This is a genomic window from Brachybacterium sp. UMB0905, from assembly GCF_002871795.1.
In the GTDB taxonomy this organism is placed as follows: Bacteria; Actinomycetota; Actinomycetes; order Actinomycetales; family Dermabacteraceae; genus Brachybacterium.
This window is the reverse complement of sequence record NZ_PNHL01000004.1, coordinates 249538-274250: the sequence shown is the minus strand read 5'-3', so window position 1 is coordinate 274250 and position 24713 is coordinate 249538. Positions and strand designations below refer to the sequence as shown.

Genomic DNA, 24713 nt, shown 5'->3' with positions numbered 1-24713 from the left:
AGATCACCGCGAGCCCCGAACTCACCGACGACGCCCGACACGTCCTTCAGCGAGTGACACACTAAAGAGGTCCAAGTCAGGTCGGACCCCGAGAACTTCGAGCGCCTCGTCCCACCGGATGCCTCCCCGGAGGTCCGCGCGAAGGGCGAGAAGCAGATCCTGGATCGGCTCGAGCGGGTGCTCGCCATGCCGGAGGTGCAAGGCGGTGGCACCCTGAATGTGCTGCGCAAAGGTTTCCAGGTGATCGGCGCCCGTCGGCCCTTCTCCATGATGCAGATGCCGCCCGCTGATGACCGCAACCCGCGGCTCATCGAGCGCTACCAGGAAAACCGACTGCGCGTCATGCAGGAGGTCGTCTACTCCCAGCACAAGGCGGACCGGATCGACCTGGTGCTGTTCACCAACGGCATTCCCGTCGCCACGATCGAGCTGAAGGTCGGATTCACCCAGAGCCTCGAGGCCGCGAAGAAGCAGTATCGCGATGACCGTCAGCCCCACCACGAACCGCTGCTCACGCCACTGCGCGGCGCGCTCGTGCACTTCGCCGTCACCGACACCGCCGTCGCCATGACCACCGCGCTGTCCGGTCCCAGTACGTTCTTCCTCCCCTTCGACAAGGGCCACGGGAAAGGAGCCGGCAACCCACCCAACCCCGTCGGCCACCGCACCGCGTACTTCTGGGAAGACGTCCTGGACCGCGACGCCTGGCTGACCGTGCTCGCGAAATTCATCTACGTCAACCACTCCGAACGCACCGACCCCGCCACCGGCGAGCGCACCACCCGCAACCAGATCCGCTTCCCCCGCTTCCACCAGTGGCGGGCCGTCAACGCCCTCGTCGCCGCCGCGAGAGTGGAAGGCCCCGGACACAAGTACCTCATCCAGCATTCGGCCGGCTCCGGGAAGACCGACTCGATCGCTTGGACCGCCCACCGCCTGGCCTCCCTCCACACCCCAGGCGGCACCAAGGTGTTCGACTCCGTGATCGTCATCGCCGACAGGCAAGTGCTGGACCGGCAGCTGCAGGACGCCGTGGATCAGCTCGTCACCCGCACCGGCACCTTCGAGCCCATCACCCGCGCCGAGGGCTCCAAGACCCAGCAGCTCACCGACGCGCTGATCCGCGGAGTCCCCATCATCGGCGTGACCCTGCAGACCTTCCCGTATGCGCTCGAGGCCATGAAGGACAGCGACGGGAAGCTGGCGGGCAAGAACTATGCCGTGATCGCCGATGAGGCTCACTCCTCGCAGACCGGCAGCGCCTCCTCCGCCCTGAAACGCCTGCTGTACTCCGCGGACGCTGAGGCGGAGGAAGAGATGGATGCGGATGCGGACCAGGAGGCATTGACCCGCATGGCCGCCAGCGCCGATGAATCCCGGCGCATCAGCTTCTTCGCCTTCACCGCCACCCCGAAGGTGGGGACGCTCGAGACGTTCGGCCGCAAACCCTCCCCCGACGAGTCCGCCGTGCCCTTCGACCTGTACTCCATGAAACAGGCCATCGAAGAGGGGTTCATCCTCGACGTGCTGCGCAACTACACCACCTACGAGATGGCCGCGCGGATCGCCCGCAACGGGCAGGCCGGCGGCACCGAAGACGAGATCGACATCCGCACCGGCACCCGCGCCTACATCCGCGCCGTCGAGCTGCACCCCACGAACATCGACTCCAAGGTCCGCGAGATCATCCGGCACTTCACGGGCGTGGTGCAGCACGAGCTGGGAGGGCGGGCCAAAGCCATGGTCGTCACCGCCTCCCGCGCCGCAGCCGTCGAATACGCGCGGCGATTCCGGGCCATCAGCGAGGCTGAAGGCCACGACCTGCAGGCCCTCGTCGCGTTCTCCGGGGAGGTGCCCGATCCGGAGGTGCCGGAGGTTCCCGGAAAGGAGCGGCGCACCGTCACCGAAGCGTCGATGAACGAGCAGCTGCGTGGGCGGGACCTCGCCAAGGTGTTCGAGGAGCCGGGGCAGCATGTGCTCATCGTCGCCAACAAGTACCAGACCGGGTTCGACCAGCCGCTGCTGGTGGCGATGTACATCGACAAGGAGCTGCGGGGCATCACCGCTGTGCAGACCCTCTCGCGGCTGAACCGCACCATGCCCGGCAAAAGCGCCACCTACGTGCTGGACTTCCAGGACCAGGCCGAACAGATCGAAGCCGCGTTCCAGGAGTACTACGAAGACGCGCAGATCCAGCAGAGCTCCGACCCCGAGCTCGTGGCGAACCTGCTCATGAAGCTCGACGCCACCGGCATCTACACCCAGGCCGAAGTGGAACAGGTGTGGGCGGCCTGGATCAAGAAAGGCGGGCGACCCTCCGGGCTCGCGCCCGCCCTCGAGCAGGCCGTCGAACGCTTCGCCGTGCGCTGGCAGCGGGCGATCTATGACGGCGATGCCACCGCGCGAGAGGAGCTGCTGGACTTCCGCTCCACCCTGCGGCAGTACGTCACCAGCTACGCGTTCTTCTCCCAGATCCTCCACTTCGGCGACCCGCGGTTCGAGAAATTCTCCGTGTTCGCCGACCTGCTCTCCCGCAAGCTGCGCCTGTTCTCCGACCAGGACGTGGACCCCGGGGCCGTGGACGTCGATGACGTGGTGCTCACCCACTACAAGCTCGAGAAGCTCCGCGAAGAGCAGCTCGAGCTCTCGCCCGGCCAGGCGGAGGGGCTGCGCGGCATGACCGAGGCCGGGATGGCGCAGTCCCGCGAGCGCGAGCGCGCCAGCCGCGCCGCCGTGATCGAGAAGGTCAACAAGTACTTCGGCGACCTGGACGAGCGACCCGAGTACGTGGTGGGGATGCTCGAGAACCTCACCGGGGAGATGCTGGAGAACCCCACCGTGCGCGGCATCGCCAAAGCCAACACCGCCGCGGACTTCATGCGCTCCTCCGGCGCCGTGCGCGCCCTCGAGGACGCGCTGTGGAGCACCGAGCAGTCCCAGGAGGCTGTCATCAAGTTCAGCCGCAACAACGTCGGGTCGAAGCAGCTGCTCGAGCTACTCGTGGAGGCGTTCGGGCTGTGGGAGAAGATTCAGGGGGATGAGGGGGAGGAGACAAAGGGCTAGCGGTGGTGCTCGCGGGCCGTGCTCGCTGAGGACACTTGAGCGCCCTTGCGCGGTGTCGCTGTGGACTCGGGTCATCCAACGCAAGGGCTACGGCGCGCCCCATCCCTTGCGGGGGTCGGCGGCTACTAGCTGGCGCAGGGCGTTCGGCACCATGACGAGGTCCGGGAAGTCGTCGTGGCTCGTAGAGCTCGGCGGCACGCCGCGCGTCGCCCCCAGCGACATCAAGGTATGCCTGATGGCGCGCTGTGCCCAGAAGCACGGGGAGAACCTCTTCAGCGGACATGGCGGTCATGCTACGGTCGGACCATCGAGCGACGGGCTAGGACTGTCGCGAATACTCCGGCAACCCCACACCCGACGGTGTGGGGTTGCTTGTTTCTCAGGGCGCCTCAAGAAGGCCTGCCCGCACACACATTTTGTCTTATAGCCCACGAGCACCGGCGTGACCAGCTCACCTTCCGCTCCTCTGTCGGATGGCTGATCTATCGTTCTAGACTCAAAGCCCTGAGGAGGTGCCCGCGATGAGCATCAGCACAGTGACGTACATGTCTGAAGAGCAGGCTCAGCATCGCTACGAGGAGCTCGCTCGCCAGGTCTCCGATCTCGCCGGCTTCAAGGAGCGCGGGGCCAACTATGAGCTCGACGCCGACGATGCTGCGATCTACGACGAGCTGTTGAGCCTTGAGTTCCTCCTTGGACGGGACTGACCGCGGCGGCGAGCTCGAGCAGAAGGCACGGGAGCTCGCGGACGGTCTCACGGCGATCGCCCGAACGGTCGCGCCCTCGTGCGCCCCGTTCACTGCGCGATACGTGGACAATCGCGTTGCTATAACTCAGGGAGACCCTGGAGGCATCACCCTTCACGCGAGCAATCAGCCTGTGCTCTCCTTGAAGGTCAGTATGTCCTGCGAATGGGACCTTGAGAGGAAGTTCCTGGCGGTCCACTCATCGAAGATCGAGGTGCTCGCGTCCGTGAGCCGCGAGCCTCTATTCCGCTTCGAGTACGTACGCGGCGCGAACAGTGTGCCTGCCGCGCACTTGCAGGTACACGCACACAGAGATGCGATGACGTACGTCATGACTACCGTGGGTCGCACATCGAAACGACCAGGGCGTTCGGCCAAGACCGACGGACTTCCCAAGCTTCAGGATCTTCATTTCCCCCTCGGAGGGCACCGGTTCCGGCCCGCCTTGGAGGATGTCGTCGAGATGCTCATCGACGAGTTCAATCTTGATCATGAACTTGACGCGCGCGAGGTTCTCGCCGAGCAACGCGAAACCTGGCGGTTGACGCAGACCAAGGCCGCCGTACGCGATGCTCCCGAGGCGGCTATCGAGGCCCTGACCTCGATGGGCTACTCCATCTCACCTCCCGAGGACACTCCCCCTCCGCGCCATCATGGGCGACTCCGGGCTCTGTAACTGACTCCGCTGGCAAGACATGGCCAGCGTGCATCTACCCTCGAGGCGTGAGCACCTCCTCGACCTCCCCAGACCCGCGCAGCGCATCGTCGCGTGCTGGGCTCGCGGGTCCCGCGGCGGACGTCGGCCGCTGGTTCTCCACCGCCGCGCGCGCCGGTGCCCCGGCCGCCGCCCCGTCGGCCCGCAGCATCCTGCGCATGCCGGCCTGGGGGCCGGTGCCAGGTGCCGAGTACGGGCAGCTGAGCAGCGAGGCGGAGTCCGCGGCGGCGCTCGAGCTGCTGCGCGGGCTGCCGGTCGCAGTGCTGACCGGCGCGGGGATGTCCACCGACTCGGGGCTGCCGGATTATCGGGGCCGCGACGCGGTGCCGCGAATGCCGATGACGTACCAGGAGTTCATGGGCTCGGATCTGTCGCGGCGGCGGTACTGGGCGCGCTCCACCGTGGGGTGGGAGCAGTTCCGCACCGCCCGCCCGAACGCCGCGCATCACCTGCTCGCGCAGCTCGCCCCGGAGCCGCTCGACGTCACCGCCGTGATCACGCAGAACGTGGATGGCCTGCACCAGGAAGCCGGGTCAGATCCCGTGATCGACCTGCACGGGCGGCTGGATCGGGTGCGCTGCCAGAGCTGCGATGCGCTCTCCGCCCGGGCCGGGCTGCATGCGCGGCTGCTGCAGCTGAACCCCGAGCTCGCCGTGCGGCTGCCGGACCTCGCGCGCGACGCCGCGCAGGCCCCGGACGGGGACGCGGAAGTGGATCGGACCAGCACGTTCCGCTACCCACCATGCCCGCTGTGCGGCGGGATCTTGAAGCCCGACGTGGTCTACTTCGGCGAATCCGCCCGGCCCGATGTGGTCGCGCAGTCCTTCGCCGCGCTCGAGGCCTCCCAGGCGCTGCTGGTGCTCGGATCCTCCCTCACCGTGCAGTCCGGGCTGCGGTTCGTGCGCGCGGCGCGGAAGGCGGACAAGCCTGTGGTGATCCTCGGCGATGGCCCCACCCGCGGGGATGAGCACGCCACCGCCCGGCTGCACGGCCGGCTCGATGTGCTGCTAAGGCGGTGGGCCGGGGAGGCGTGAGCGTCAGCGCGCAACAGCTCGTGCCGCCACCGCACTGCAGGGTGCTGCTCCCGCAGCGCGCCCTATCGTGCTGCCTCCGCAGCGCCCACCCCGCACACATGTGAGATACCGAGGCATCCTGGCGCGCAACATGCCACGGGATCGCGCATTTGCGGGGAAAGGTGAAGGCGGGGTGCGTGGGGCGGGTGTCAGCGCGGCGCGCGCCGCACCCCTCCCGGCGCAGCACACGCTGCACCTTGCGCCCCTCCCGACGCAGCGCACGCCGCGCCGCGTCCGGCGCTCAGCGCACCCCCGCTCCCTCACTCCTTCGGGAACGTCGGCAGCACTTCGCCGGCCATGCGCTCGAGCACGCGCACCACCTGGCAGGAGTAGCCGTACTCGTTGTCGTACCAGACGTAGACGATGGCGGTGCGGCCCTCGTCGGACACGATCGTGGCGAGCCCGTCCACGATCCCTCCGCGCGAGGAGCCGACGAAGTCGGTGGAGACCACCTCGGGGGAGGCGATGTAGTCGATCTGGGTGCGCATCGGTCCGCGCAGCGATTCACGGCGCAGCCGACGGTTCAGCTCCTCGACCGTGGTGGGCCGAGACAGCCGCACGTTCAGCACCGCCATCGACACATCCGGGGTGGGCACGCGGATCGCGTTGCCGGTGAGCTTCCCGGCGAGCTCCGGCAGCGCCTTCGCGACCGCCTTCGCGGCGCCGGTGTCCGTGAGCAGCATGTTCAGCGTCGCCGCGCGACCGCGACGCGGGCCCTTGTGGAAGTTGTCGGTGAGGTTCTGGTCATTGGTGAAGGAATGCGCGGTCTCCACGTGCCCGTGCTCGATCCCCCACTCGTCCTGCAGCACCTTCAGCACCGGGGTGATCGCGTTGGTGGTGCACGAGGCGGCTGTGAGGATCGTGTCCTCGTCGGTGATGTCCTGCGTGTTCACGCCGTACACGATGTTCTTCAGCCCGCCCTTGCCCGGCGCGGTCAGCAGCACCTTCGCCACGCCCTTGGCGCGCAGGTGCTGGCTGAGACCCTCCTCGTCACGCCACCGCCCGGTGTTGTCCACCACGATCGCGTCATGGATCCCGTACTGCGTGTAGTCCACGCTCGCGGGGTCGTTCGAGTAGATCACCTGGATGCGGGTGCCGTTGGCGGTGATCGTGTTCGCGTCCTCATCCACCGTGATGGTGCCGGCGAAGGCGCCGTGGATCGAGTCGCGCCGCAGCAGGGAGGCGCGCTTATGGATGTCACCCTCGGAGTTCTTGCGCACCACGACGGCGCGCAGGCGCATGGTGGAGCCACCGCCGGCGTGGCCGATGAGGATCCGCGCCAGCAGACGGCCGATGCGCCCGAAACCGTAGAGCACCACATCTGTGGGCTCCTTCACGCCCTGTCCGCTGCCGCCGACGATGTCCGCGAGAGCCTCGTTGAGGTAGGCGCGCACATCGGTGTGCTCGCTGCGGGCGAAGCCGTTGGCGAGCAGCGCGAGGTCCACGCTCGCGGCGCCGAGGTCCATCTGGGCCATCTCCTGGACCAGCGGGAAGGTGCGGGCGATCGGCAGCTCCGCCTCATCGACCTGGCGGGCGAAGCGGTGTGCCTTGAGGATGTCGATCACGCCGCGGCGCACCAGCGGCCGCCCGTAGATCGACAGCACCACATTGTGGCGTCGGTGCAGGGTGCCGATCAGCGGCACCATCTGCTCGGCGAGAGTCTCGGCGTCCTGCCAGGCTTCGAGCACGGCCTGGGTCATCTGGGCGGGGGTCTGATCGGAGGGCTGCTGAGCCACGGGGCGCTGTCCTTGCTGGCACCGGCGGCAACGCTGCCGCACCGCGGGCACCGGATGAGGGGCGTGCAGGAATCAGGGCCGACGGGGGCGTCCTCGACCCATCACCGCCATCGTAGGCGGCGCTGAGGTGCGGGAACCGCCGCCTACCCCCTCACGCGTCCGGTGTGCCGGACGCCGTGAGGACCGTGGTGAGAGCTCGCAGATCTGCCGGGGTCAGGGTGCGGATCTCAAGCATCGGATCCGCGGCCGCGGGGTCGATCGCCTCCACGCTCATGAGGCCCTCCGGGGTAGCGTACGTGCTCAGCTGCTGCACAGCCCCATCGGCAGTGGTCACGCGAGTCAGGACCGTGAGCGCCCGCGCGGAGGCGAGGCGCTGGGCGAGCGGATGCGCCGCCAGCTGCGCGGCGGAGACCTGCGCGGACTGCGTCTGCGCGGCGGGGGCCTGCAGCGGATCGACGAAGGCGGACAGGCGTTCGGCGGCGAGCTGTGGGCCCAGCGCGGTGAAGCGGTGGATGCCGGAGGCGGTGACCTCCTCCTCGAGCACGCCCGAGGGGTGGGCGTAGGTGTGCAGGCGGTGCACCTGCTGGCCGGAGTCGGTGGGGACGGTGCGCTCGGCGGTGGTGAACACCGCGGCGGTGCGGCGCAGCACCAGGCAGGCGGCGAGATCCGGGGCGGCCCGCCAGCTGCGCGCACCGGTTTCCGGATCCACGGCCACGAGCACCTGCTCCGCAGCGATAAGGGTGCGCAGGGCGACACCAGCGACGAAGGCCCGCTGCTCACGGTGCTCCTCAAGCCACGGCAGCGCCACGAACTGCGGGCGGGCGTAACCGTCGAGACCGGCGAGCTGCTCATCGGTCAGCGCGGTGACCAGCTGCGGTTCGCTGTCATCGGCCCCGGTCAACAGTTCCTTCGCGGCGGCGACATCCGCGGGGGTGTATGCGGCGGGGGCCTGCGGGTCGGTGCCGCCGATGCCCGCGGGCAGGTCCGGCACCTCGGTGGGGTTCTCGGGCAGCGGCGCGGTGGGCATGCTTCGAGCCTACTGATGCGGGGTGGGGCGGCGCGGGGCCGGGGCCGGGTGGGGCCGGGCGGGGTAGCGCGAGGCCGCGCAGGACGGCACGGGGCGGCAGGGTCACCGGGGGAGGCGGAGGGAATCGACCTCTCAGCGGCACGGTGCGTGCAATATGCAGGGCTCATGCCGCTGAGAGGTCATTTCCTCCGCCCACACCCGGCACAGCCTGCCCCGGCACTCCCTTCCCCCGAACCCGCGCCCTCACTCCCGCTCACCCCAGATGACACGATGGGCCTATGCCTCGCCTGCTGCCTGCGCCCGCGTACTTTGCCTCCCTGCCCAAGGTCATCTCCTCCGCGGCGGTGATCCTGCGGGATGAGACCGGGCGGGTGCTCATCGAGGACCCGAACTACAAGCCGCACTGGCTGCTGCCGGGCGGAAGCGTGGATCCCGGGGAGGATCCGCGGCAGACCGCCGAGCGCGAGGTCCTCGAGGAGCTGGGCCTCACTGTGCAGGTGGGGCAGCTGCTGACCGTGGACTGGAAGGGCTCCGATGCGATGCGTTCTTCCCCCATGGGCGTGCATTTCCTGTTCGACGCCGGGGTGATCCCCGCGGCAGAGCTCGAGGCGAGCGTGGTGGTGCAGCAGGAGGAGCTGGACGGCTGGCGGCTCGTGCCCGAGGCGGAGCTGGGGATGCTGGGGCGGTGGAATGCGGCCCGTGCCTGGCGTGCTCTCGCGGTGCTGCGCGGGGAGGCGGGCGTGGATCTCGTGGCGGAGTGAGGCGCCGCGGGGCGCCGCCGAGACATACTTCCTGCCACAGTGACATCATGTGGGGGCATTCCTCTGCCCCGCGCTCCTCTCCCCGGAGGCCCCTGATGACCCGCACCCGTTCCGCGACCGTGCCCGACACCGACCCGTCGGCCGCACCCCTCACCCGTTCGCAGCGACTGGACCGCCTGCCGTTCACCCGCCAGCACGGGAAGATGCTGGGGGCCTCCGGCATCGGCTGGGCGCTGGATGCGATGGATGTGGGGCTCGTGTCCTTCATCATCGCGGCACTCGGGATGCACTGGGGCATCGGCAAGGAGGAGGGGTCGCTGATCGCGTCTGCGGGATTTGCGGGCATGGCGATCGGGGCGAGCCTGGGTGGGTTGCTGGCGGACCGGATCGGACGGCGGTCGGTGTTCGCGCTGACGCTGCTGGTCTACGGCCTGGCCACGGGCGCGTCGGCCCTCGCGATGGGCGTGGGGGCCCTGATCGCGCTGCGCTTCGTGGTGGGGCTGGGGCTCGGGGCGGAGCTGCCGGTGGCCTCGACGCTCATGAGCGAGTTCGCGCCGGCGCGGATCCGCGGCCGCGTGATCGTGTGGCTCGAGGCGTTCTGGGCGCTGGGCTGGATCCTCGCGGCCGTGATCGGCACGTTCGTGGCGGCATCCGGGCCGACGGGCTGGCGGTGGGCGCTCGCCCTGGGGATGATGCCAGCGCTGTGGTCGCTCGTAATCCGGCTGGGGATGCCGGAGTCGGTGCGGTTCTTGGAGCAGAAGGGCCGACATGAGGAGGCCGAGCAGATTGTCCGCCAGTTGGAGGACTCCGCCGGGATGGGGGCCGACGGGGGTGCGCCGGGCTCGGGGCATGTCCCGGGTGATCCGGGGGCGGCCGATGCGGCGGCGTCTGGGCAGGGGTCGTCGGGCCAGGGGCGTGCCTCGGGCGGCCGGGTGTCGGCCGATGCGGTGGGCGCCGTGCCGGAGGCCGACCAGGTGGGCGAGGGCGGGATCTGGTCGCGGGGGCTGCGCGGCCGCACGGCGGGCCTGTGGACGGTGTGGTTCTGCATCAACCTGGCCTATTACGGGGCGTTCATCTGGATCCCGACGCTGCTGGTGGATCGCGGTTTCGACCTCACGCGGTCCTTCACGTTCACGCTGATCATCACGCTCGCGCAGATCCCGGGGTATGCGGCGGCGGCGTGGTTGATCGAGGTGATCGGACGGCGGTGGACGCTCACAGCGTTTCTGGCCGGTTCGGCGCTGTCCGCGGTGGGCTACGGCCTGGCCGATACGGAGGCGATGATCATCCTGGCCGGCTGCCTGCTGAGCTTCTTCAACCTGGGGGCGTGGGGCGCGCTGTATGCGATCGGCCCGGAGCTGTATCCCACCGCGGTGCGCGGAACCGGCACGGGTGCTGCGGCGGCATTCGGGCGGGTGGCGTCGATCCTCGCGCCGTTCATGGTGCCGGTGCTGGTGGGAACAGGCGGGCAGGTGCTCGCCTTCGTGGCCTTCGCCCTGGCCTTCGCCGTGGCCTCCGCGGCAGCGTTCACCCTGCCCGAGCAGCGGGGCAAGGCACTCGCGGACTGAACTGGCGCGGCCAATGCCGGAGCCGCCCCGACCTTCAGCGACGCACCGCGCGCCGCCCCATCACGGTCAGCACACCCATCGCCCCGAGCGTCAACAGGGCGAACAGCAGGGACGGGATCGCCGCGAGCAGCACCCCGCCCAGGCCGTATCCGCCCATCGGCGCCATCGTGTAGCCCATGAGCAGCTGCACCGCGCTGACCACAGCGACCACCAGCGCGAGCCCCGCCGCGGCGAGGAACACCGGCAGTCCGCGCCATCCGCGCACGAGCACCCAGGCCACGAGCGTCAACACTGTGACCAGGAAGTTGGTCAGCAGGCTCTGCAGCACGCTGAACACCATCCACGATGTGAGGCCGCTCAGCTGCGAGGCGATCATCCCGATCACGATGTTGCTGCCGAACCCGACGACCACCCGCACGAGCAGCACACCCACCACGGCGGCGCTCGCCCAGCCGCGGTCCGCGACCGGGCGGGCCATCAACCAAACCCCCGCGAGCATGAGCACGGCGCTGATCAGGTGCACGAGCATGCGCAGCCCGGAGCTCATGAACCCGATCTGCGTCACGGTCGCACCCATGGCTCCGTAGTTGAGGAACGTCACCACCGGATACAGCACCACCGCCGCGACACCCAGGCAGAACACGATGATCCCGGCCAGGTCCCGGCCCGAGCTGCCCGCGGGACCACCAGCGCCCGCCCCCGTCGGCCCCCGCCCAGCAGGGGCCGACGGATCCCGATCCGCGACGCGCCACTGCGGTGCAGACGGCGCCGCCGCCGTCGGTGCGGGCGAGGCCGCGGGATCGGGACCAGGGGGCGGGGCGTTCGTCACCGGAACAGCTCCTCGACGTCGTCATCCATCCAGTCCAAGGTGCGCTCGACAGCCTTGGCCCACAGACGCAGGTACCGCTCACGGGTCTCCTCGTCCATCTGCGGCTCCCAGCGCTTGTCCTCGGACCAGTTACGGCCGATGTCCTCGATGCCGTCCCAGAACCCGACCGCCAGGCCCGCCGCGTAGGCGGCACCCAGGGCGGTGGTCTCGATGACCTCCGGACGCACCACAGGCACGCCCAGAATATCGGCCTGGAACTGCATGAGCGTCTCGTTCATGACCATGCCGCCATCGACCTTGAGCTCGGTCAACTCCACGCCCACCGACTCGGCGTCCGCCTCGATCGCCTCGACGACCTCCTGCGACTGGAAGGCCGTAGCCTCCAGCACCGCCCGGGCGATGTGGGACTTGTTGTGGAAGCGGGTCATGCCCACCATCGCGCCGCGCGCATCGGACCGCCAGTGCGGGGCGAACAGCCCGGAGAAGGCCGGGACGATGAACAGTCCCCCGCTGTTGTCCACCTGCGTGGCGAGGTCCTCGATCTGCGGGGCATCGGTGATCAGACCCAGGTTGTCCCGCACCCACTGCACGAGCGAACCGGTGACCGCCACGGAGCCCTCGAGGGCGTACGCCGGAGCGGCGTCCCCGAGCTTGTAGGCCACGGTGGTCAGCAGCCCGTTGTCGCTGTGCACAGGCTTGTCACCGGTGTTGACCAGCAGGAAGTTGCCGGTGCCGTACGTATTCTTGCCCATCCCCACCTCGAAGCAGGCCTGCCCCAGCATCGCCGCGTGCTGATCACCCAGGGCCCCTGCGATCGGGGTGTCGATGAGCAGGCCACGCTTGCGACCCTTGCCGTACACCTCGGAGGAGGAACGGATCTCCGGCAGCATCGACATCGGGATCCCCATGTCGGAGGCGATGTCCTCGTTCCAGTCCAGGGTGTCGATGTTCATCAGCAGGGTGCGCGAGGCGTTGGTGACGTCGGTGATGTGCACGCCGCCGTCGGTGCCGCCGGTGAGGTTCCACAGCAGCCACGTGTCGATCGTGCCCATCAGCAGTTCGCCGGCCTCGGCCTTCTCCCGCGCCCCGTCGACGTTGTCGAGGATCCACTTCACCTTGGGGCCGGCGAAGTAGGTGGCCAGCGGCAGGCCCGCGCGGTCCTTGTACTTGTCGGGCCCGTCCTCGCCGGCGAGTTCGTCGCAGATCTTCTGCGTGCGCGTGTCCTGCCAGACGATCGCGTTGTACACCGGCTCGCCGGTGGACTTGTCCCACACCACGGTGGTCTCGCGCTGGTTGGTGATGCCGACGGCGGCCAGCTGGTGGCGGTTGATCTCCGCATCCACCAGCGCCTTACCGACGACAGTTCGGGTGTTCTTCCAGATCTCCTTCGCGTCATGCTCCACCCAGCCGGATCGAGGAAAGATCTGCTCATGCTCTTTCTGGCCGGTGGCGATGATGCGACCGTCATGGTCCACCACGACGGCGCGGGTGGAGGTGGTGCCCTGGTCGATCGCCAGGATGTACATCTCGGACTGCTCGGTCATCGGGACTCCTTCGTCGCATCAGCATCCGTGGTCGTCGCGCCAGCATTCTGTGTCTCCGCACCAGTATCCAGGGCGGCGCCCAGCAATTGGGCGGCCTGCTCATCGGTCTGCACAGATTCCGCCTCGAGACGCGCAGCGACCTTGGCGCGGTAGGCCTCGATCTCGGCGCGCGCGGTCTGCTCATCCCAGCCCAGCTCGGGGCCGATCAGCGCCGCGATCTCCTCGGCCGCGTCCACGCCGCGGTGGCGGGTCTCGTAGTCCAGGCGAGTGCGGCGCTCGAGCACGTCGGCCAGGTGCAGGGCACCCTCGGCGCGCACCGCGTACAGCGCTTCGGCCCGCAGGTAGCGGGGGGCGTGCTCGAGCGGGAGACCCAGGTCAGGGTCCTCCGCGACCAGGGCCAGGACGTCGGTGAGCAGGTCGCCGTAGCGGAACAGCAGGCGGTCCACGCGCACCTCGTCGAAGCCGTACTCGCGCATCAGGCGCTGCTTGTCCTTCACCAGCGCCGGGTAGCCCTGGGCGCCGATCACGGGGATCGCGCGAGTGAGGCTGCGCCGCGCGGGGTCGAGATCCTTCAGCGCGAAGTCCACGACGTCCTCGGCCATCACCCGGTAGGTGGTGTACTTCCCGCCGGCGATCGCGGACAGGCCCGGCTCGACCTCCATCACGGTGTGCTCGCGGGACACCTTCGCGCTGCCGGAGTCGGAGCCCTTGCGGACGGGCTGCAGCAGGGGCCGCAGCCCCGCGTACACGCCGATGACGTCCTCGCGGGTCAGCGGCTCACCGAGCACGGCGTTGGCGTGATCGATGACGTAGTCGATGTCCGCGCCGGTCGCGGCGACAGTGCGGGGGTCGTGCTCCCACGGGGTGTCGGTGGTGCCGATGACCCAGTATTCGTCCCAGGGGATCAGGAACAGGACGGACTTCTCGGTCTGGGTGATGATGCCGGTGTCGGGTGCGGCAGCGATCTTCTCGCGGGGCACCACGATGTGGATGCCCTTGGACGCCAGGACCTCTAGGCCTGTCTCGGCGCCGGCCAGGTCCTGCTGGTCCTGCGTCCACACACCGCCGGCGAGGATCGTGGCGCGGGCGTGGATGTCGAACTGATCGCCGCTGAGCTCATCGCGCACGCGGGCGCCGACGACCTTCCCGCCTTCATGCAGGTAGTTGATGACGCGGGTGCGGGAAGCGACGGCCGCATCGTGCTGCGCGGCCGAGCGCACGAGCATCATCACGAAGCGGGCGTCATCCATCTGCGCGTCGTAGTACTCGAGAGCGCCGACGGCCTTGTCCCCGTCCAGGCCCGGGAAGACCTCGAGCATCTTGCGGTGCAGCAGGTGGCGGTGGAACGGCACGGCGCGCTTTCGGCCGAAGGACTGCATCGCGTCATACAGCGCCACCCCGGAGCCGATGAAACCGCGGTCGATCACCTTGCGGAAGAAGGGGAAGACGAACTTGACGGGCTTCACCAGATGCGGGGCGGTGCGGGTGAGCAGCAGATCGCGCTCGCGCAGTGCCTCGGCCACCAGGGTGAAGTCCAGCATCTGCAGGTAGCGCAGGCCGCCGTGCATGAGTTTCGAGGAGCGCGAGGAGGTGCCGCTGGCCCAGTCCTCGCTCTCCACGAGGCCGACGTTCAGTCCGCGGGTCGCGGCGTCGAAGGCGGCGCCGGCGCCGTTGACCCCGCCGCCGACCACGAGGACGTCCAGTGGCGCCTCGGCGGTGGCTGCGCGCAGTCGGCCCAGATGCTCAGTGCGGGCGGCGGGGCTGAGGACGGATCGCTGCTGCGTGGACACGGACGCTCCTTCGCTCGACGAGGCGGGATGGCCGTTCGGGGCCGGCACCGCTGAGGACTGGGGCACATGCTGAAGGGATGGTGCATCTGAGCGCAAGCTGCTTGCACGAACGTGCAACACTGGCCGGATGATGCGCCCCTCCCGCTCCGATCAGCTCTACGAGGCTGCACGGATGTACTACGAGGACGATCAGACGATGGAGGCGATCGCCGGGGCGCAGGGCGTCTCCCGCTCCACCGTTTCGCGGATGCTGCGCGATGCGCGCCGCTGCGGAATCGTGCGGATCACCCTGCAGCCCCCGGAGAGCTCCCGACTCGAGGAGCTGGCCGAGCGGATCCGTCGGCGCCATCACGTGGAGGTACGTGTGATCCCCACTGCACCAGGGCAGACCGAGGGGGAACGCCTACGGACCGTGGCGAGCGCCGGCGCCAGGCTGCTGGAGCAGATGCTGCAGCCGGGCATGACCGTCGGCATGGCCTGGGGTACGACAGTGGGCACCCTCGTGGAGCAGCTGAGGCCCCGGCCGTCCTCAGACCTGCGAGTGGTGCAGCTGAACGGGGTGATCAACACGCAGGGCTCGGGCCTGGAATACGTGGGGACCATGTTGGATCGGGTGGGGTCGCTGTGGGAGGCGTCGGTCCACCACTTCCCGGTGCCCACCTTTTTCGAGCAGCCCGAGGCCCGGGAAGCGCTGTGGCGCGAGCGTTCGATCCGTCGGATCCTGGAGCTGCAGAATCAGGTGCAGCTGGCCGTGTTCGGGGTCGGGGCCTTCGAAGCGGACGTCCCCAGCCACGTGTACACCACCGACTATCTCGACGAGGCGGACTGGGCGCAGCTGCGAGAGGACGGCGCCGTGGGTGATGTGTGCACGGTGATGCTGCGGGCCGATGGCAGCTGGCGGGACATCCGGATCAACGAACGCTCCACCGGCCCCACCCCGGAGGCGCTGGCCCGGATCCCGCGGCGACTGCTGGTCGCGGCTGGGCCACGCAAGGCCCGGGCGCTGGGGGCCGCCCTGCGCGCCCGGGTTGCCACGCACCTGGTGGTCGATGAGAGCACCGCGCTGCGGATGCTGGCGCTGCATGAGGACAGGGCCTGATCCTTCGCCCACGCCTCCCTCTCTGCCGCGATGATCATCTCATCACGACGCTTCTGCGTCGCCGAACGGGCTCGCCGCTTGAGAGCACCGCCCCTTGCGCTCAGAGAGCGATTTTCCACGAAATTCGTAGAGATCGGAACTCTGAGACGCTACGCTCATGCACATGATCCTGCTGCGCTTCACCGTGCGTAACCACAAGAGCCTCCGCGATGAGGTCACGGTGGACCTCACGCGGACCTCGCTGCGCACCTTGCAGCCGCGCGACGGCAATTGGACGGCGGCCACATACCGCACCTGCGGCATCTTCGGCGGCAACGCCACGGGCAAGTCAGCGCTGCTGGACGCGATGGTCTACGCCTTCTCGGCCATCCGCGACTCCTCGACCTCCTGGCAGGCATCCCGGACCATGCAGAGGGCGCCCTTCCGGCTGGACCCGGCGTCCCGCGAGAAGGCGAGCACCTACGTGCTGGAGTTCGTGCTCGACGGACGTCGGCACGAGTATGGGTTCGAGGTCGATGCTCGCGGGGTAGCCAGGGAGTGGCTGCGGGATGTCCCGTCGTCCCGCTGGAGGATGCGGTTGGAGCGGGACCGTGACGATCGGGTCCTGCGACCGTCGACGCAGGTCACGGACCGGGAGCTGGTGCTGAGTCGCGCCCTGCACTTCCCGCAGTCCCCGCTGCACGATGTGGCACGGCGGCTCGTGGATGAGTTCGACGTGGTGCTCGTCAAGGACTCCTACCGCGAGGCACGCCTGAGCATGATCGCGGACATGCTGGCCAGCGGCGCGATCGACGTCGATGACCTGCAGGCACTCCTGCGCATCGCAGATATCGGGGTCACCGCTGTGCGGATCGAGGAGCAGGATCTGCCGCAGGCCTTCCGGGCTGCTCTCGCACAGTTCCATAGGAGTCTCCGGGCGGCCGATTCCCCCGCCGATGCCGTTGAGGTCGAGCCTGACGCTGAAGACGAGCTGGACTCAGATGATCAGCTCGATGATCCGGTTCTGGAACAGGTGGTCCGCCGGCTGCTGTTCACGCACGCGGGCGCCGACGAGGACTGCCCCCCGTTCTCCATCCAGGATGAGAGCGATGGCACGGTGGCCTGGCTCGCCATCGCCGTTCCGGCGCTGGAGACGCTGCGTCGCGGCGGGTTGCTGGTGGTCGATGAGCTCGACGCGAGCTTGCACCCCCACCTGATGGACCTGCTGCTGGGAGCTTTCGAGGATCAGACGATCAACGAGCACGGCGCCCAGATCATCTTCAGCAGCCACGAGTCCTACGTGCTGTCACCGCTGAGCACCACCGCTCTCGACCCCGAGCAGGTCTGGTTCACCGACAAGAACGCCGACGGTGTCACGGAGCTGACGAGTCTGGCCGAGTTCCATCGCCACCGGGATGCGAACGTCGCCAAGCGCTACCTCACCGGTCGCTACGGCGGAACTCCGCGCCTCGCCCCCAGCCTGCTCTCGGCATTGGTCACCTCGGAGACCTGACCGTGGCTTCGCGACATTCACGACGCACCGCACGCAGGGGCAGGGCACCTCGACGTCCGATGCGCACTCGTATTCTCGTGATGACCGAAGGCACCGTCACGGAACCGGCCTATGTCGAAGGGCTGCAGCAGCATCTGCGCAGCCGCGCGACCACGGCAGACGTACGAGCGGTGAAGGTGGGCAAGGACCCCTTACGCGTGGTCGAGCGCTGCATCGAACACCGTGGTGCGGATCGCCGCAAGGGCACCCCGTATGACCACTACGTATGCCTGGTGGATGTCGATCGTCACGGGACTCTCGAGCGCCCGATCGCTCGCGCTGAGCAGGAGGGAATCCTGCTTCTCATCAGCAATCTGAAGTTCGAGGTCTGGCTGCGCTGGCATGCGTCATCACGCCGTTCCGTGCTGACCTCGCGGCAGCTCGACGCTGAGCTGCAGGCGCTCGGGTTGCTCGCCGGAAAACGGCTCTCCCCACGATTTCCCTTCCCGTCGTGGGAGCAGGCTCATCGCATCGCCCACCAGGCAGATCCTGCACTGACCGCAGGGCGCATGGGGCCGGATCCGTCGACGGCGATGCCTGTCCTCGTAGATCTCATGCGCGGCGAACACCCCGACGCGTAGCTCGTCGATGCGTTCGCTCACCCCTCCGCCGCGGCCAGGTCCAGGCGCTCGGGGTGGGTGTAGACATTCATGCGCCCGTCACCGTCATCGAACGCCCGGGTGAAGCCGACGAGGGTCTGCCCCACCGCCTGGGCGGTGTCCACGGCGAGGGAGCTTGCGGCGGAGACGCAGGCCAGCAGCGGGATCCCCGCCATGTAGGCCTTCTGGGCGATCTCGAAGCTGGCGCGGGAGGAGACCAGCAGGATGTGCTCGCGCAGCGGCAGCATGTCCTTCATGAGCGCCCAGCCGATCACCTTGTCCACGGCGTTGTGTCGGCCCACGTCCTCGCGCACGGCGAGGATCTCACCATCGCGGCTGAGCAGGGCGGCCGCATGCACCCCGCCGGTGCGGGCGAACACGGTCTGCTGCGCGGTGAGATCGGCGGCGGCCTGCAGCAGCGCCCGCGGGTCCACCGCCCAGTCCTGCACGAGCGTGTAGCGGCTCTTGCTCCGCACTGCGTCGATGGACTCCGAGCCGCACACCCCGCAGGCGGAGGTTGTGGTGAAGGCCTTGGTGTGCAGGGGCATCAGCTGCGGCCGGGCGGTGGTGAAGTCCATGACGTTGTACGTGTTGCGGGCGAAGCCGGAGCCGTCCTCCACCACGGCACCGTCGCAGTAGCGGGCCTCGCTGATGTCCTCACGGGAGGCGATGATGCCCTCGCCGTGCAGGAAGCCGTGGATCAGCTCCACGTCGTGCCCGGGGGTGCGCATGGTCAGCGAGAGCTTCTGTCCGTTCAGCCGGATATCCAGCGGCTCTTCGACCGCAACGTGATCACCCTTGCGACCTGCATAGAGCTTCCCGTCCCGCACCCGGATGGTGCGGATGCGCGCCTGCTCGGTGACCCTGCCCATCGTCCCAGGATAGTCGGCGGCCCATCCGCGCAACCGAAGCTGTACACTCACCTTTTATGTGAGAAGGCGGCATCTTAACGAGTGAGATCCGCGCCGTCCTCAAGGGCACCGCCTGGGCCGCCCCCAGCCTCATCATCGCGACCGCCGCGCCCGCCATCGCGGCCTCCCTCCTGGAGTATCGCGACCGCGCCAGCCTGAGCTGGCGGTACGACGTCGGTGCCGGGTATTTCTACCTGAGCAACCATGTCACGCGGTTCGGCACCTCTCCCTACGGGTACCAGATCGTCGCGTCCCCTTTCATTGACGGGTCCGTGAGCGAGGACTCTCCGACGACGAACTTCACGGTCTCAGGCCTGCGTATCACCGTGGACATCCCCGCCGCCGCCCTCGACCGGAGATACCTCAGGGACCCCTTCTACTCCGTGCAGGGAAACTGGAAGCTCGATCCGGCCCGCAGCGGCAGGTCGCAAAACCTCACGTCACCGGGCGGATACACGCAGGCCTACATCCACTATGAGTTCATCTATACCGGGCCGACGACGGGGACCACTGTTCCCGATGGGAAGCCTCCCGCGCCGTGGACTGCCACCTACTTCGATACCCAGGTGCGCATGAGCTACGCGGACCCCGCGTACGTGCAGTATCTGCGGGTGTCCTACCTCGTGGACAGCGTGACGCTCGCCAACGGTGGGAACGTGCAGACGAACCGTTACATGAACTTCTGGACAAAGAGGTCGTGACCGGCGGCGGTTCCTGGTCGCATCGGCACCCGCTTCGAGAAGCGCAGCCGGCATAGCGCCATCAGCCCTCCGCTGCGGCACACTGTGCCCATGACCGCTGTGCCCGATGCATCTTCCTCCCCCGCCGTGATCACCGTGCTGCAACCGGACCCCACGGTTCCGCTGGACCGTTTCACGCAGTGGCTGCCCAGTACACACCGCACGGTGCTGCTCACTGAGGAGCCGGTGCCGCCACTGGCGGACTGCGGGGAAGGAATCGTGGTGCTCGGCGGGCGCGGGAATGCGATCGACGATGCCACCTCCCCCTTCCTGCCGGCCCTGCGGGAGCTGCTGCGCGCCGCCGTCGACGCGCAAGTGCCCGTGCTGGGAATCTGCCTGGGCCACCAGATCCTCGCGCACACCTTCGGCGGAGAGCTGACCCTCGCCAGCGCCGAACAGGACCAGGAGGGAGCCTTTGCGGTGCAGCTGACCGCGGCCGGGCGCGAGGACCCGGTGCTCGGCGGGCTCGATGACGAATTCTGGACCGCGCAGTCCCACCATGACGCGGTCACGCGCCTGCCCGAGCAGGCACAGCTGCTCGCCACCTCCGCACAATGCCCCATCCAGGCGTTCCGCCTCGGCTCCGCCGTCGGCGTGCAGTTCCACCCGGAGGCCTCCCCCGAGCTCATGGCGCGCTGGCGCGAAAACTACGGCGAGAACGCCTCGGCGCTGCTGGCGCAGATGCGGTCGCGCGATGAGCAGATCGCCGCCGCCGGGCGCCACATCGCCGAGGCGTTTGGGCAGGTCGTGCGCGAACGCACGGACCGCTGACCGTCACAGGGGCCGACGGGGGCAGTGCCCCGTCGGCCCCTGACACAACAACTCAGGCGTTCGTCACGGCGGCCGCGAGCAGGTTCAGCGACTCCTCAAGCTGCTCGCTGCTGAACAGCGGGAAGGAGACCTTCTTGAGCAGCTCCTGGTCCGTGACCTTGTCCCAGGAGTAGGTGAGGGTGACGTCGGTGGTGTTCGCGTCTACGGCCTCGAGGGTGTACAGCCACTCCCAGCCGAGCGGCCCCTCCGGGGCAGAGCCGTCCTCCCCCTCGGGCGCCGGCTGCCAGCCGATCATCTTGTTCTCGTCGTAAGCGGTGACGAAGTTGTGGGTGCGGTAGTCGCCGCCCATGTGCTCGCCGTTCATGTTCATCACGAACTTCTCGCCGCTCTTGGTGATCCGCTCGGTGTCATCGGCCGCGCGGACAGTGCCGGAGCCGTCGAACTCGTGGTGGCGCGCCGGCAGGGTAAGGACCTCGAAGATGTCCTTCGCGGGGGCGTCGATCGTGCGGGTGACAGAGATGCTGGTCTCGGTGTTCATCATTCCTCCACCCTGCCGCGCACGGCCCGCGATGTCACGTCCCGCAGGTCAGCCCACCGTCCCGCCGGTAGGTCCCGCCGCGCGATCGGCCCAGTCCAGCGCCACCGGACCAGTCCAGCGCCACCGGCCCAGCCCCGGCCCATCGGCCCAGCCCCGGCCCGTCGGCCCAGCCCCGGCCCGTCGGCTCAGCCTGCCGCCGCCCGCGCCTTCATCCGCGCATCCAGCGTGAGCGCGAGGCGCGTCAGCAGGAAGTTGATCGCGATGTAGATGACGGAGACCACGAGGTACGTCTGCACCAGGTAGCGGGTGATGGAGACCATCGTCTTGCCCTGGAACTGCAGCTCGTTGTAGCTGACCACGTACCCCAGGGTGGAGTCCTTCAGCAACGTCACCAGCGCCAGGATCAGCGAGGGCAGCACCAGGCGGATCGCCTGCGGCAGCACCACGGAGAACATCGCATCGCGTCGGCTGAGCCCGATCGCCGCAGCGGCCTCATGCTGACCTCTATCCACCGCTTTGATGCCAGCGCGGAACACTTCCGCAGTGGTGGCGGAGGAGACCAGGATCATCGGGATCACGAGCATCCAGAAGCGGTCCACGGTCACGCCGTAGGCGGGCAGGGCCAGCAGGAAGGCGTACACCACCAGCAGCATCGGGATGCCGCGGTAGAACTCGATCCATGCGGTCGCGAGCCAGCTCACCGGGCGCAGGTGGGACAGTCGGGCCAGCGCCAGCAGCAGTCCCAGCGGGAAGGCGAACAGTGCCGCCATCGCGGTCGCCTTCAAGGTGCCCAGCAGGCCGCGTCCCAGGAACGCGAGGTAGTCCGCCCGCAGGTAGACCACCCATTTGTTCGGATCCAGCTGCCCGTTGGCGTGGAACTGCCACAGCCCCGCGCCCAGCAGACCCAGCAGCACCGCGGCGGAGAGGATGCTCAGCAGCAGGATGCGGCGCCGCCCCTTGGGGCCGGGGGCATCGAAGAGAACCTGGGTGGCGGTGTGCGAGGTGCTGCTCATGCCTGTGCTCCTGCCGTGACGTCCAGCTGCTCAGAGGTGCGGGAGCGGGCGGTGGCGCGCTCCGGGGAGACCGCACGCTCCAGCCGCCCGCCGATCACCGCGCCGCCCAGCGAGAGGATGAGGTACACCCCGCCGGAGATCAGGAAGAACGTCACGCCCTGCGCAGTGCGGGTGGTGAGGGTCTGCGTGACCCAGGTGATCTCCTGGACGGAGATCGCCGAGGCCAGCGCCGAGCCGATCACGGTGCCGATGAACACGTTCACCAGCGGCTGGATCATGGTGCGGAAGGCCTGCGGCAGCACCACGTGGCGCAGGGTGCCGAAGAATCCGAGTCCGATGGAGCGGGCGGCCTCCGCGTGGCCGATCGGCACGGTGTTGATGCCCGAGCGCACGTTCTCGCAGACGAAGGCGGCGGAGGAAAGCGTCAGCCCCAGCACGGCGCACCAGAAGTAGGACAGGCGCAGGCCCACGTCCGGCAGCCCGAAGGCGAGCAGGATCAGCAGGCTCAGCAGCGGGATGTTGCGGAAGATCTCGACGTACACCGTCGCCGCCCAGCGCAGCGGCGGGATCGGGCTCACGCGGCAGACCGCCAGGACCGTGCCCAGCGCAAGGGCGAACGCGTATCCCAGCACGATCAGCGCGATCGTGAGGCCGGTGCCTCTGACGAGCAGCGGGAGGTTCTCGACGATGACGTCCATGGGTCTCCTTCGGGGAGAAGGGATCCGGCTGCCCCGCGGGGGCGGGATGCCGGAGCGGTCCGGCCCGCAGGGTCGATGCTCCTGCGGGCCGGGTGGGGATCAGGCGGGCATCTCGCCGATGGCGGGCGGCTCGGGGGCGTCGCCTTCGATGACCTCGCCGACGGTCGCGGACCACAGGGCCTCCCAGGTGCCGGAGTCGATGATCTCCTGCAGGAAGGTGTTGACGAACTCGACGGCGTCGGGGTTCTCCTGCGACAGGCCGATGCCGTAGGGGTCATCCACGAAGGGCTCGCCGACGACGACCACATCCGGGTCGGCCTTCGAGTTGCCCAGCAGCACGCCCTGGTCCAGCACGTAGGCGTCGGCCCGGCCCTGCTTGAGGGCGGCCACGCAGGACTCGTTGTCCGGCAGGGTGGAGACATCGCCGGGGCTTTCGACATTGTCCTCGATGGCCTGGATGCCGGTGGAGTTCGCCTGGGTGACGAGGTTCTTCCCGGAGAGGTCCTCGGGGCTGGAGATGGACTCGGCGTCCTCGGCGCGCACCTGGATGGCGGTGCCGGACATGTAGTACGGGCCGGCGAAGTCGATGACCTTGAGCCGCTCCGGGGTGATCGAGTAGGTGGCGATCACGCAGTCCACGGTGCCGTTCTGCACGAGGGTCTCGCGGGTCTCGACGGTGGTGTCGATGTACTCGATCTTGTCCTCTCCGCCCTCGCCCAGGATGTACTTGGCCAGCAGCTGGGTGAGTCCGGCGTCGAACCCGGTGGGACGCCCACCGGAGGTGGAGGCCAGGGAGAACACCTGGTTGGCGACGGTGCCGCCGCGCTTGAGCTGGCCGTTGTCCTTGATGGTCTGCGCCCAGGCGCTCGCGGAGATCGCGTCGTCGTCCGCGACGGGGCCGGAGGCGAGCACCTCGCTCATCGCATCCTCGGTGCCGCCCTCACCATCCTCACCGCCGCCACCGAGGTCGGGGCCGTCGCCGGTGTCGGAGGAGCAGGCGGCCAGGCCGACCAGGGGCAGGGTGGCTGCGGCGGCCACGACGGCGCGGCGGCCGGGACGGAAGCTGGTTCGGGTCATCGTTCTCTCCGGTTTCTCTCGCGCCCCGGGGTGGGGCGGGGGTGCCGACGGGGTCGGCGGGTCGGGTCCGCGGCGTCTGCCGCGGGGGTCAGTGCGGGAGGATCTTGCTGAGGAAGGCCTTGGCGCGGTCGCTCTGCGGGTCGGTGAAGAAGGCTTCCGGCTCGCCCTGCTCGACGATCTCGCCGTGGTCCATGTAGACCACGCGGTCGCAGACGTGGCGGGCGAAGCCCATTTCGTGGGTGACCACGAGCATGGTCATGCCCTGCTTCGCCAGCTCGGTCATGACGTCGAGGACTTCGTTGATGACCTCGGGGTCCAGGGCGCTGGTGGGCTCGTCGAACAGCATCGCCTTGGGCTTCATCGCAAGCGCCCGGGCGATCGCCACGCGCTGCTGCTGTCCGCCGGACAGTGCCGTGGGCAGGGAGTTCGCCTTGTCCTTCAACCCCACGCGGTCCAGCAGCTCGAGGGCCTGCGCATCGGCCTCCGCTTTGGGGACGCCGCGCACCTTGCGGGGCCCCAGGGTGACGTTGTCCAGGGCCTTCAGGTGGGGGAAGAGGTTGAAGCTCTGGAAGACCATGCCCACATCGGCCCGCAAACGGGTCAGCTCCTTGCCTTCCTCGGGCAGGGGCTCACCGTCGATGGTGATCTGGCCGGAGGTGATGGTCTCCAGGCGGTTCAGGCAGCGGCACAGGGTGGATTTGCCGGACCCGGAGGCGCCGATGAGGGCCACCACCTCACCGCGGTGGATGTCCAGGTCGATGTCCTTCAGCGCATGGAAGTCGCCAAAGTACTTGTTGACCCCGCGCACGGAGATCAGCGGTTCTCCGGGGGCGCTGCTCGGCGGCGTGCTGGTCTGGTTCATTCCTTGAGAATGCTGCGGCCAC

The 24713-nt window shown here is 68.7% G+C and carries 22 protein-coding genes; 11 read left to right on the top strand and 11 right to left on the bottom strand.

Annotated features, from left to right (window positions below; all coding sequences use genetic code 11):
* The first annotated feature begins 186 nt into the window (after positions 1-186).
* The 4 genes from CJ197_RS05685 to CJ197_RS05670 all read left to right on the top strand — a co-directional run bounded on the left by CJ197_RS05685 (position 187) and on the right by CJ197_RS05670 (position 5558).
* Entirely contained in the window at positions 187-3063 is a 2877-nt protein-coding gene (locus CJ197_RS05685) for a type I restriction endonuclease subunit R (RefSeq protein ID WP_233190659.1), read from the top strand.
* Between the two features lie 521 nt (positions 3064-3584).
* Complete coding sequence (locus CJ197_RS05680) at positions 3585-3770, top strand: hypothetical protein (RefSeq protein WP_102235765.1); 186 nt, start codon at positions 3585-3587, stop codon at positions 3768-3770.
* A 172-nt stretch (positions 3771-3942) separates the two neighbouring features.
* Entirely contained in the window at positions 3943-4485 is a 543-nt protein-coding gene (locus tag CJ197_RS05675; RefSeq protein WP_146007712.1) for a hypothetical protein, read from the top strand.
* A 47-nt stretch (positions 4486-4532) separates the two neighbouring features.
* The gene (locus CJ197_RS05670; RefSeq protein WP_199173881.1) at positions 4533-5558 is read left to right on the top strand and encodes a Sir2 family NAD-dependent protein deacetylase; all 1026 of its coding nucleotides are present in this window, start codon (positions 4533-4535) and stop codon (positions 5556-5558) included.
* Positions 5559-5857: 299 nt separating this feature from the next.
* On the opposite strand, the gene CJ197_RS05665 is transcribed toward CJ197_RS05670, so the two are convergent.
* Together CJ197_RS05665 and CJ197_RS05660 are read right to left on the bottom strand one after the other, a co-directional pair.
* Positions 5858-7297 (bottom strand): glyceraldehyde-3-phosphate dehydrogenase, encoded by a 1440-nt coding sequence (locus CJ197_RS05665; RefSeq protein ID WP_102235785.1) that lies wholly within the window; start codon positions 7295-7297, stop codon positions 5858-5860.
* A 187-nt stretch (positions 7298-7484) separates the two neighbouring features.
* Positions 7485-8360 (bottom strand): hypothetical protein, encoded by an 876-nt coding sequence (locus tag CJ197_RS05660; protein ID WP_102235763.1) that lies wholly within the window; start codon positions 8358-8360, stop codon positions 7485-7487.
* A 278-nt stretch (positions 8361-8638) separates the two neighbouring features.
* On the opposite strand from CJ197_RS05660, the gene CJ197_RS05655 reads away from it, so the two are divergent.
* Positions 8639-9121: an NUDIX hydrolase gene (locus CJ197_RS05655; RefSeq protein WP_102235762.1), complete on the top strand. Its 483-nt coding sequence runs from the start codon at positions 8639-8641 to the stop codon at positions 9119-9121.
* 95 nt (positions 9122-9216) lie between these two features.
* Positions 9217-10689: an MFS transporter gene (locus CJ197_RS05650; protein ID WP_102235761.1), complete on the top strand. Its 1473-nt coding sequence runs from the start codon at positions 9217-9219 to the stop codon at positions 10687-10689.
* Positions 10690-10723: 34 nt separating this feature from the next.
* Here the strand turns inward: CJ197_RS05650 and CJ197_RS05645 are convergent, their stop codons facing one another.
* Genes CJ197_RS05645 through CJ197_RS05635 form a run of 3 tightly spaced genes read right to left on the bottom strand, consistent with a single transcriptional unit; the run spans position 10724 to position 14852 of the window.
* Positions 10724-11518: a hypothetical protein gene (locus CJ197_RS05645; RefSeq protein ID WP_146007711.1), complete on the bottom strand. Its 795-nt coding sequence runs from the start codon at positions 11516-11518 to the stop codon at positions 10724-10726.
* A complete protein-coding gene (glpK, locus tag CJ197_RS05640) occupies positions 11515-13062 on the bottom strand; it encodes a glycerol kinase GlpK (RefSeq protein WP_102235759.1) in 1548 nt (515 codons plus the stop codon). The genes CJ197_RS05645 and glpK overlap by 4 nt, the downstream gene beginning before the upstream one ends.
* Positions 13059-14852, bottom strand: coding sequence for a glycerol-3-phosphate dehydrogenase/oxidase (locus tag CJ197_RS05635; protein WP_102235758.1), 1794 nt, complete (start codon positions 14850-14852; stop codon positions 13059-13061). Before CJ197_RS05635 ends, glpK begins: the two co-directional genes overlap by 4 nt.
* 127 nt (positions 14853-14979) lie before the next feature.
* Between CJ197_RS05635 and CJ197_RS05630 the strand changes: the two genes are divergently transcribed.
* The 3 genes from CJ197_RS05630 (at position 14980) to CJ197_RS05620 (ending at position 18063) form a co-directional block, all read left to right on the top strand.
* Positions 14980-15951 carry a sugar-binding transcriptional regulator gene (locus tag CJ197_RS05630; RefSeq protein ID WP_102235757.1) on the top strand — a complete coding sequence of 324 codons (972 nt, stop codon included), beginning with the start codon at positions 14980-14982 and terminating at the stop codon, positions 15949-15951.
* A gap of 163 nt (positions 15952-16114) precedes the next feature.
* Positions 16115-17443: an ATP/GTP-binding protein gene (locus tag CJ197_RS05625; protein ID WP_158239381.1), complete on the top strand. Its 1329-nt coding sequence runs from the start codon at positions 16115-16117 to the stop codon at positions 17441-17443.
* An 80-nt stretch (positions 17444-17523) separates the two neighbouring features.
* Complete coding sequence (locus tag CJ197_RS05620; RefSeq protein ID WP_158239380.1) at positions 17524-18063, top strand: RloB family protein; 540 nt, start codon at positions 17524-17526, stop codon at positions 18061-18063.
* Positions 18064-18080: 17 nt separating this feature from the next.
* On the opposite strand, the gene fdhD is transcribed toward CJ197_RS05620, so the two are convergent.
* Positions 18081-18953: a formate dehydrogenase accessory sulfurtransferase FdhD gene (fdhD, locus tag CJ197_RS05615; RefSeq protein WP_102235754.1), complete on the bottom strand. Its 873-nt coding sequence runs from the start codon at positions 18951-18953 to the stop codon at positions 18081-18083.
* Positions 18954-19264: 311 nt separating this feature from the next.
* On the opposite strand from fdhD, the gene CJ197_RS05610 reads away from it, so the two are divergent.
* Both CJ197_RS05610 and CJ197_RS05605 read left to right on the top strand, forming a co-directional pair.
* Positions 19265-19693 (top strand): hypothetical protein, encoded by a 429-nt coding sequence (locus CJ197_RS05610; RefSeq protein WP_102235753.1) that lies wholly within the window; start codon positions 19265-19267, stop codon positions 19691-19693.
* A gap of 90 nt (positions 19694-19783) precedes the next feature.
* On the top strand, positions 19784-20503 hold the full coding sequence (locus CJ197_RS05605; RefSeq protein ID WP_102235752.1) for a type 1 glutamine amidotransferase: 720 nt from the start codon (positions 19784-19786) through the stop codon (positions 20501-20503).
* A gap of 52 nt (positions 20504-20555) precedes the next feature.
* On the opposite strand, the gene CJ197_RS05600 is transcribed toward CJ197_RS05605, so the two are convergent.
* The 5 genes from CJ197_RS05600 to CJ197_RS05580 all read right to left on the bottom strand — a co-directional run bounded on the left by CJ197_RS05600 (position 20556) and on the right by CJ197_RS05580 (position 24691).
* A complete protein-coding gene (locus tag CJ197_RS05600; protein ID WP_102235751.1) occupies positions 20556-21044 on the bottom strand; it encodes an SRPBCC domain-containing protein in 489 nt (162 codons plus the stop codon).
* A gap of 182 nt (positions 21045-21226) precedes the next feature.
* Positions 21227-22054, bottom strand: a complete 828-nt coding sequence (locus CJ197_RS05595) for an amino acid ABC transporter permease (protein ID WP_102235750.1) — start codon at positions 22052-22054, stop codon at positions 21227-21229.
* The gene (locus CJ197_RS05590) at positions 22051-22752 is read right to left on the bottom strand and encodes an amino acid ABC transporter permease (protein WP_102235749.1); all 702 of its coding nucleotides are present in this window, start codon (positions 22750-22752) and stop codon (positions 22051-22053) included. The genes CJ197_RS05595 and CJ197_RS05590 overlap by 4 nt, the downstream gene beginning before the upstream one ends.
* A gap of 99 nt (positions 22753-22851) precedes the next feature.
* Positions 22852-23829 carry a glutamate ABC transporter substrate-binding protein gene (locus CJ197_RS05585; RefSeq protein ID WP_102235748.1) on the bottom strand — a complete coding sequence of 326 codons (978 nt, stop codon included), beginning with the start codon at positions 23827-23829 and terminating at the stop codon, positions 22852-22854.
* 88 nt (positions 23830-23917) lie between these two features.
* Positions 23918-24691: an amino acid ABC transporter ATP-binding protein gene (locus tag CJ197_RS05580; protein WP_102235747.1), complete on the bottom strand. Its 774-nt coding sequence runs from the start codon at positions 24689-24691 to the stop codon at positions 23918-23920.
* Positions 24692-24713: the final 22 nt, after the last annotated feature.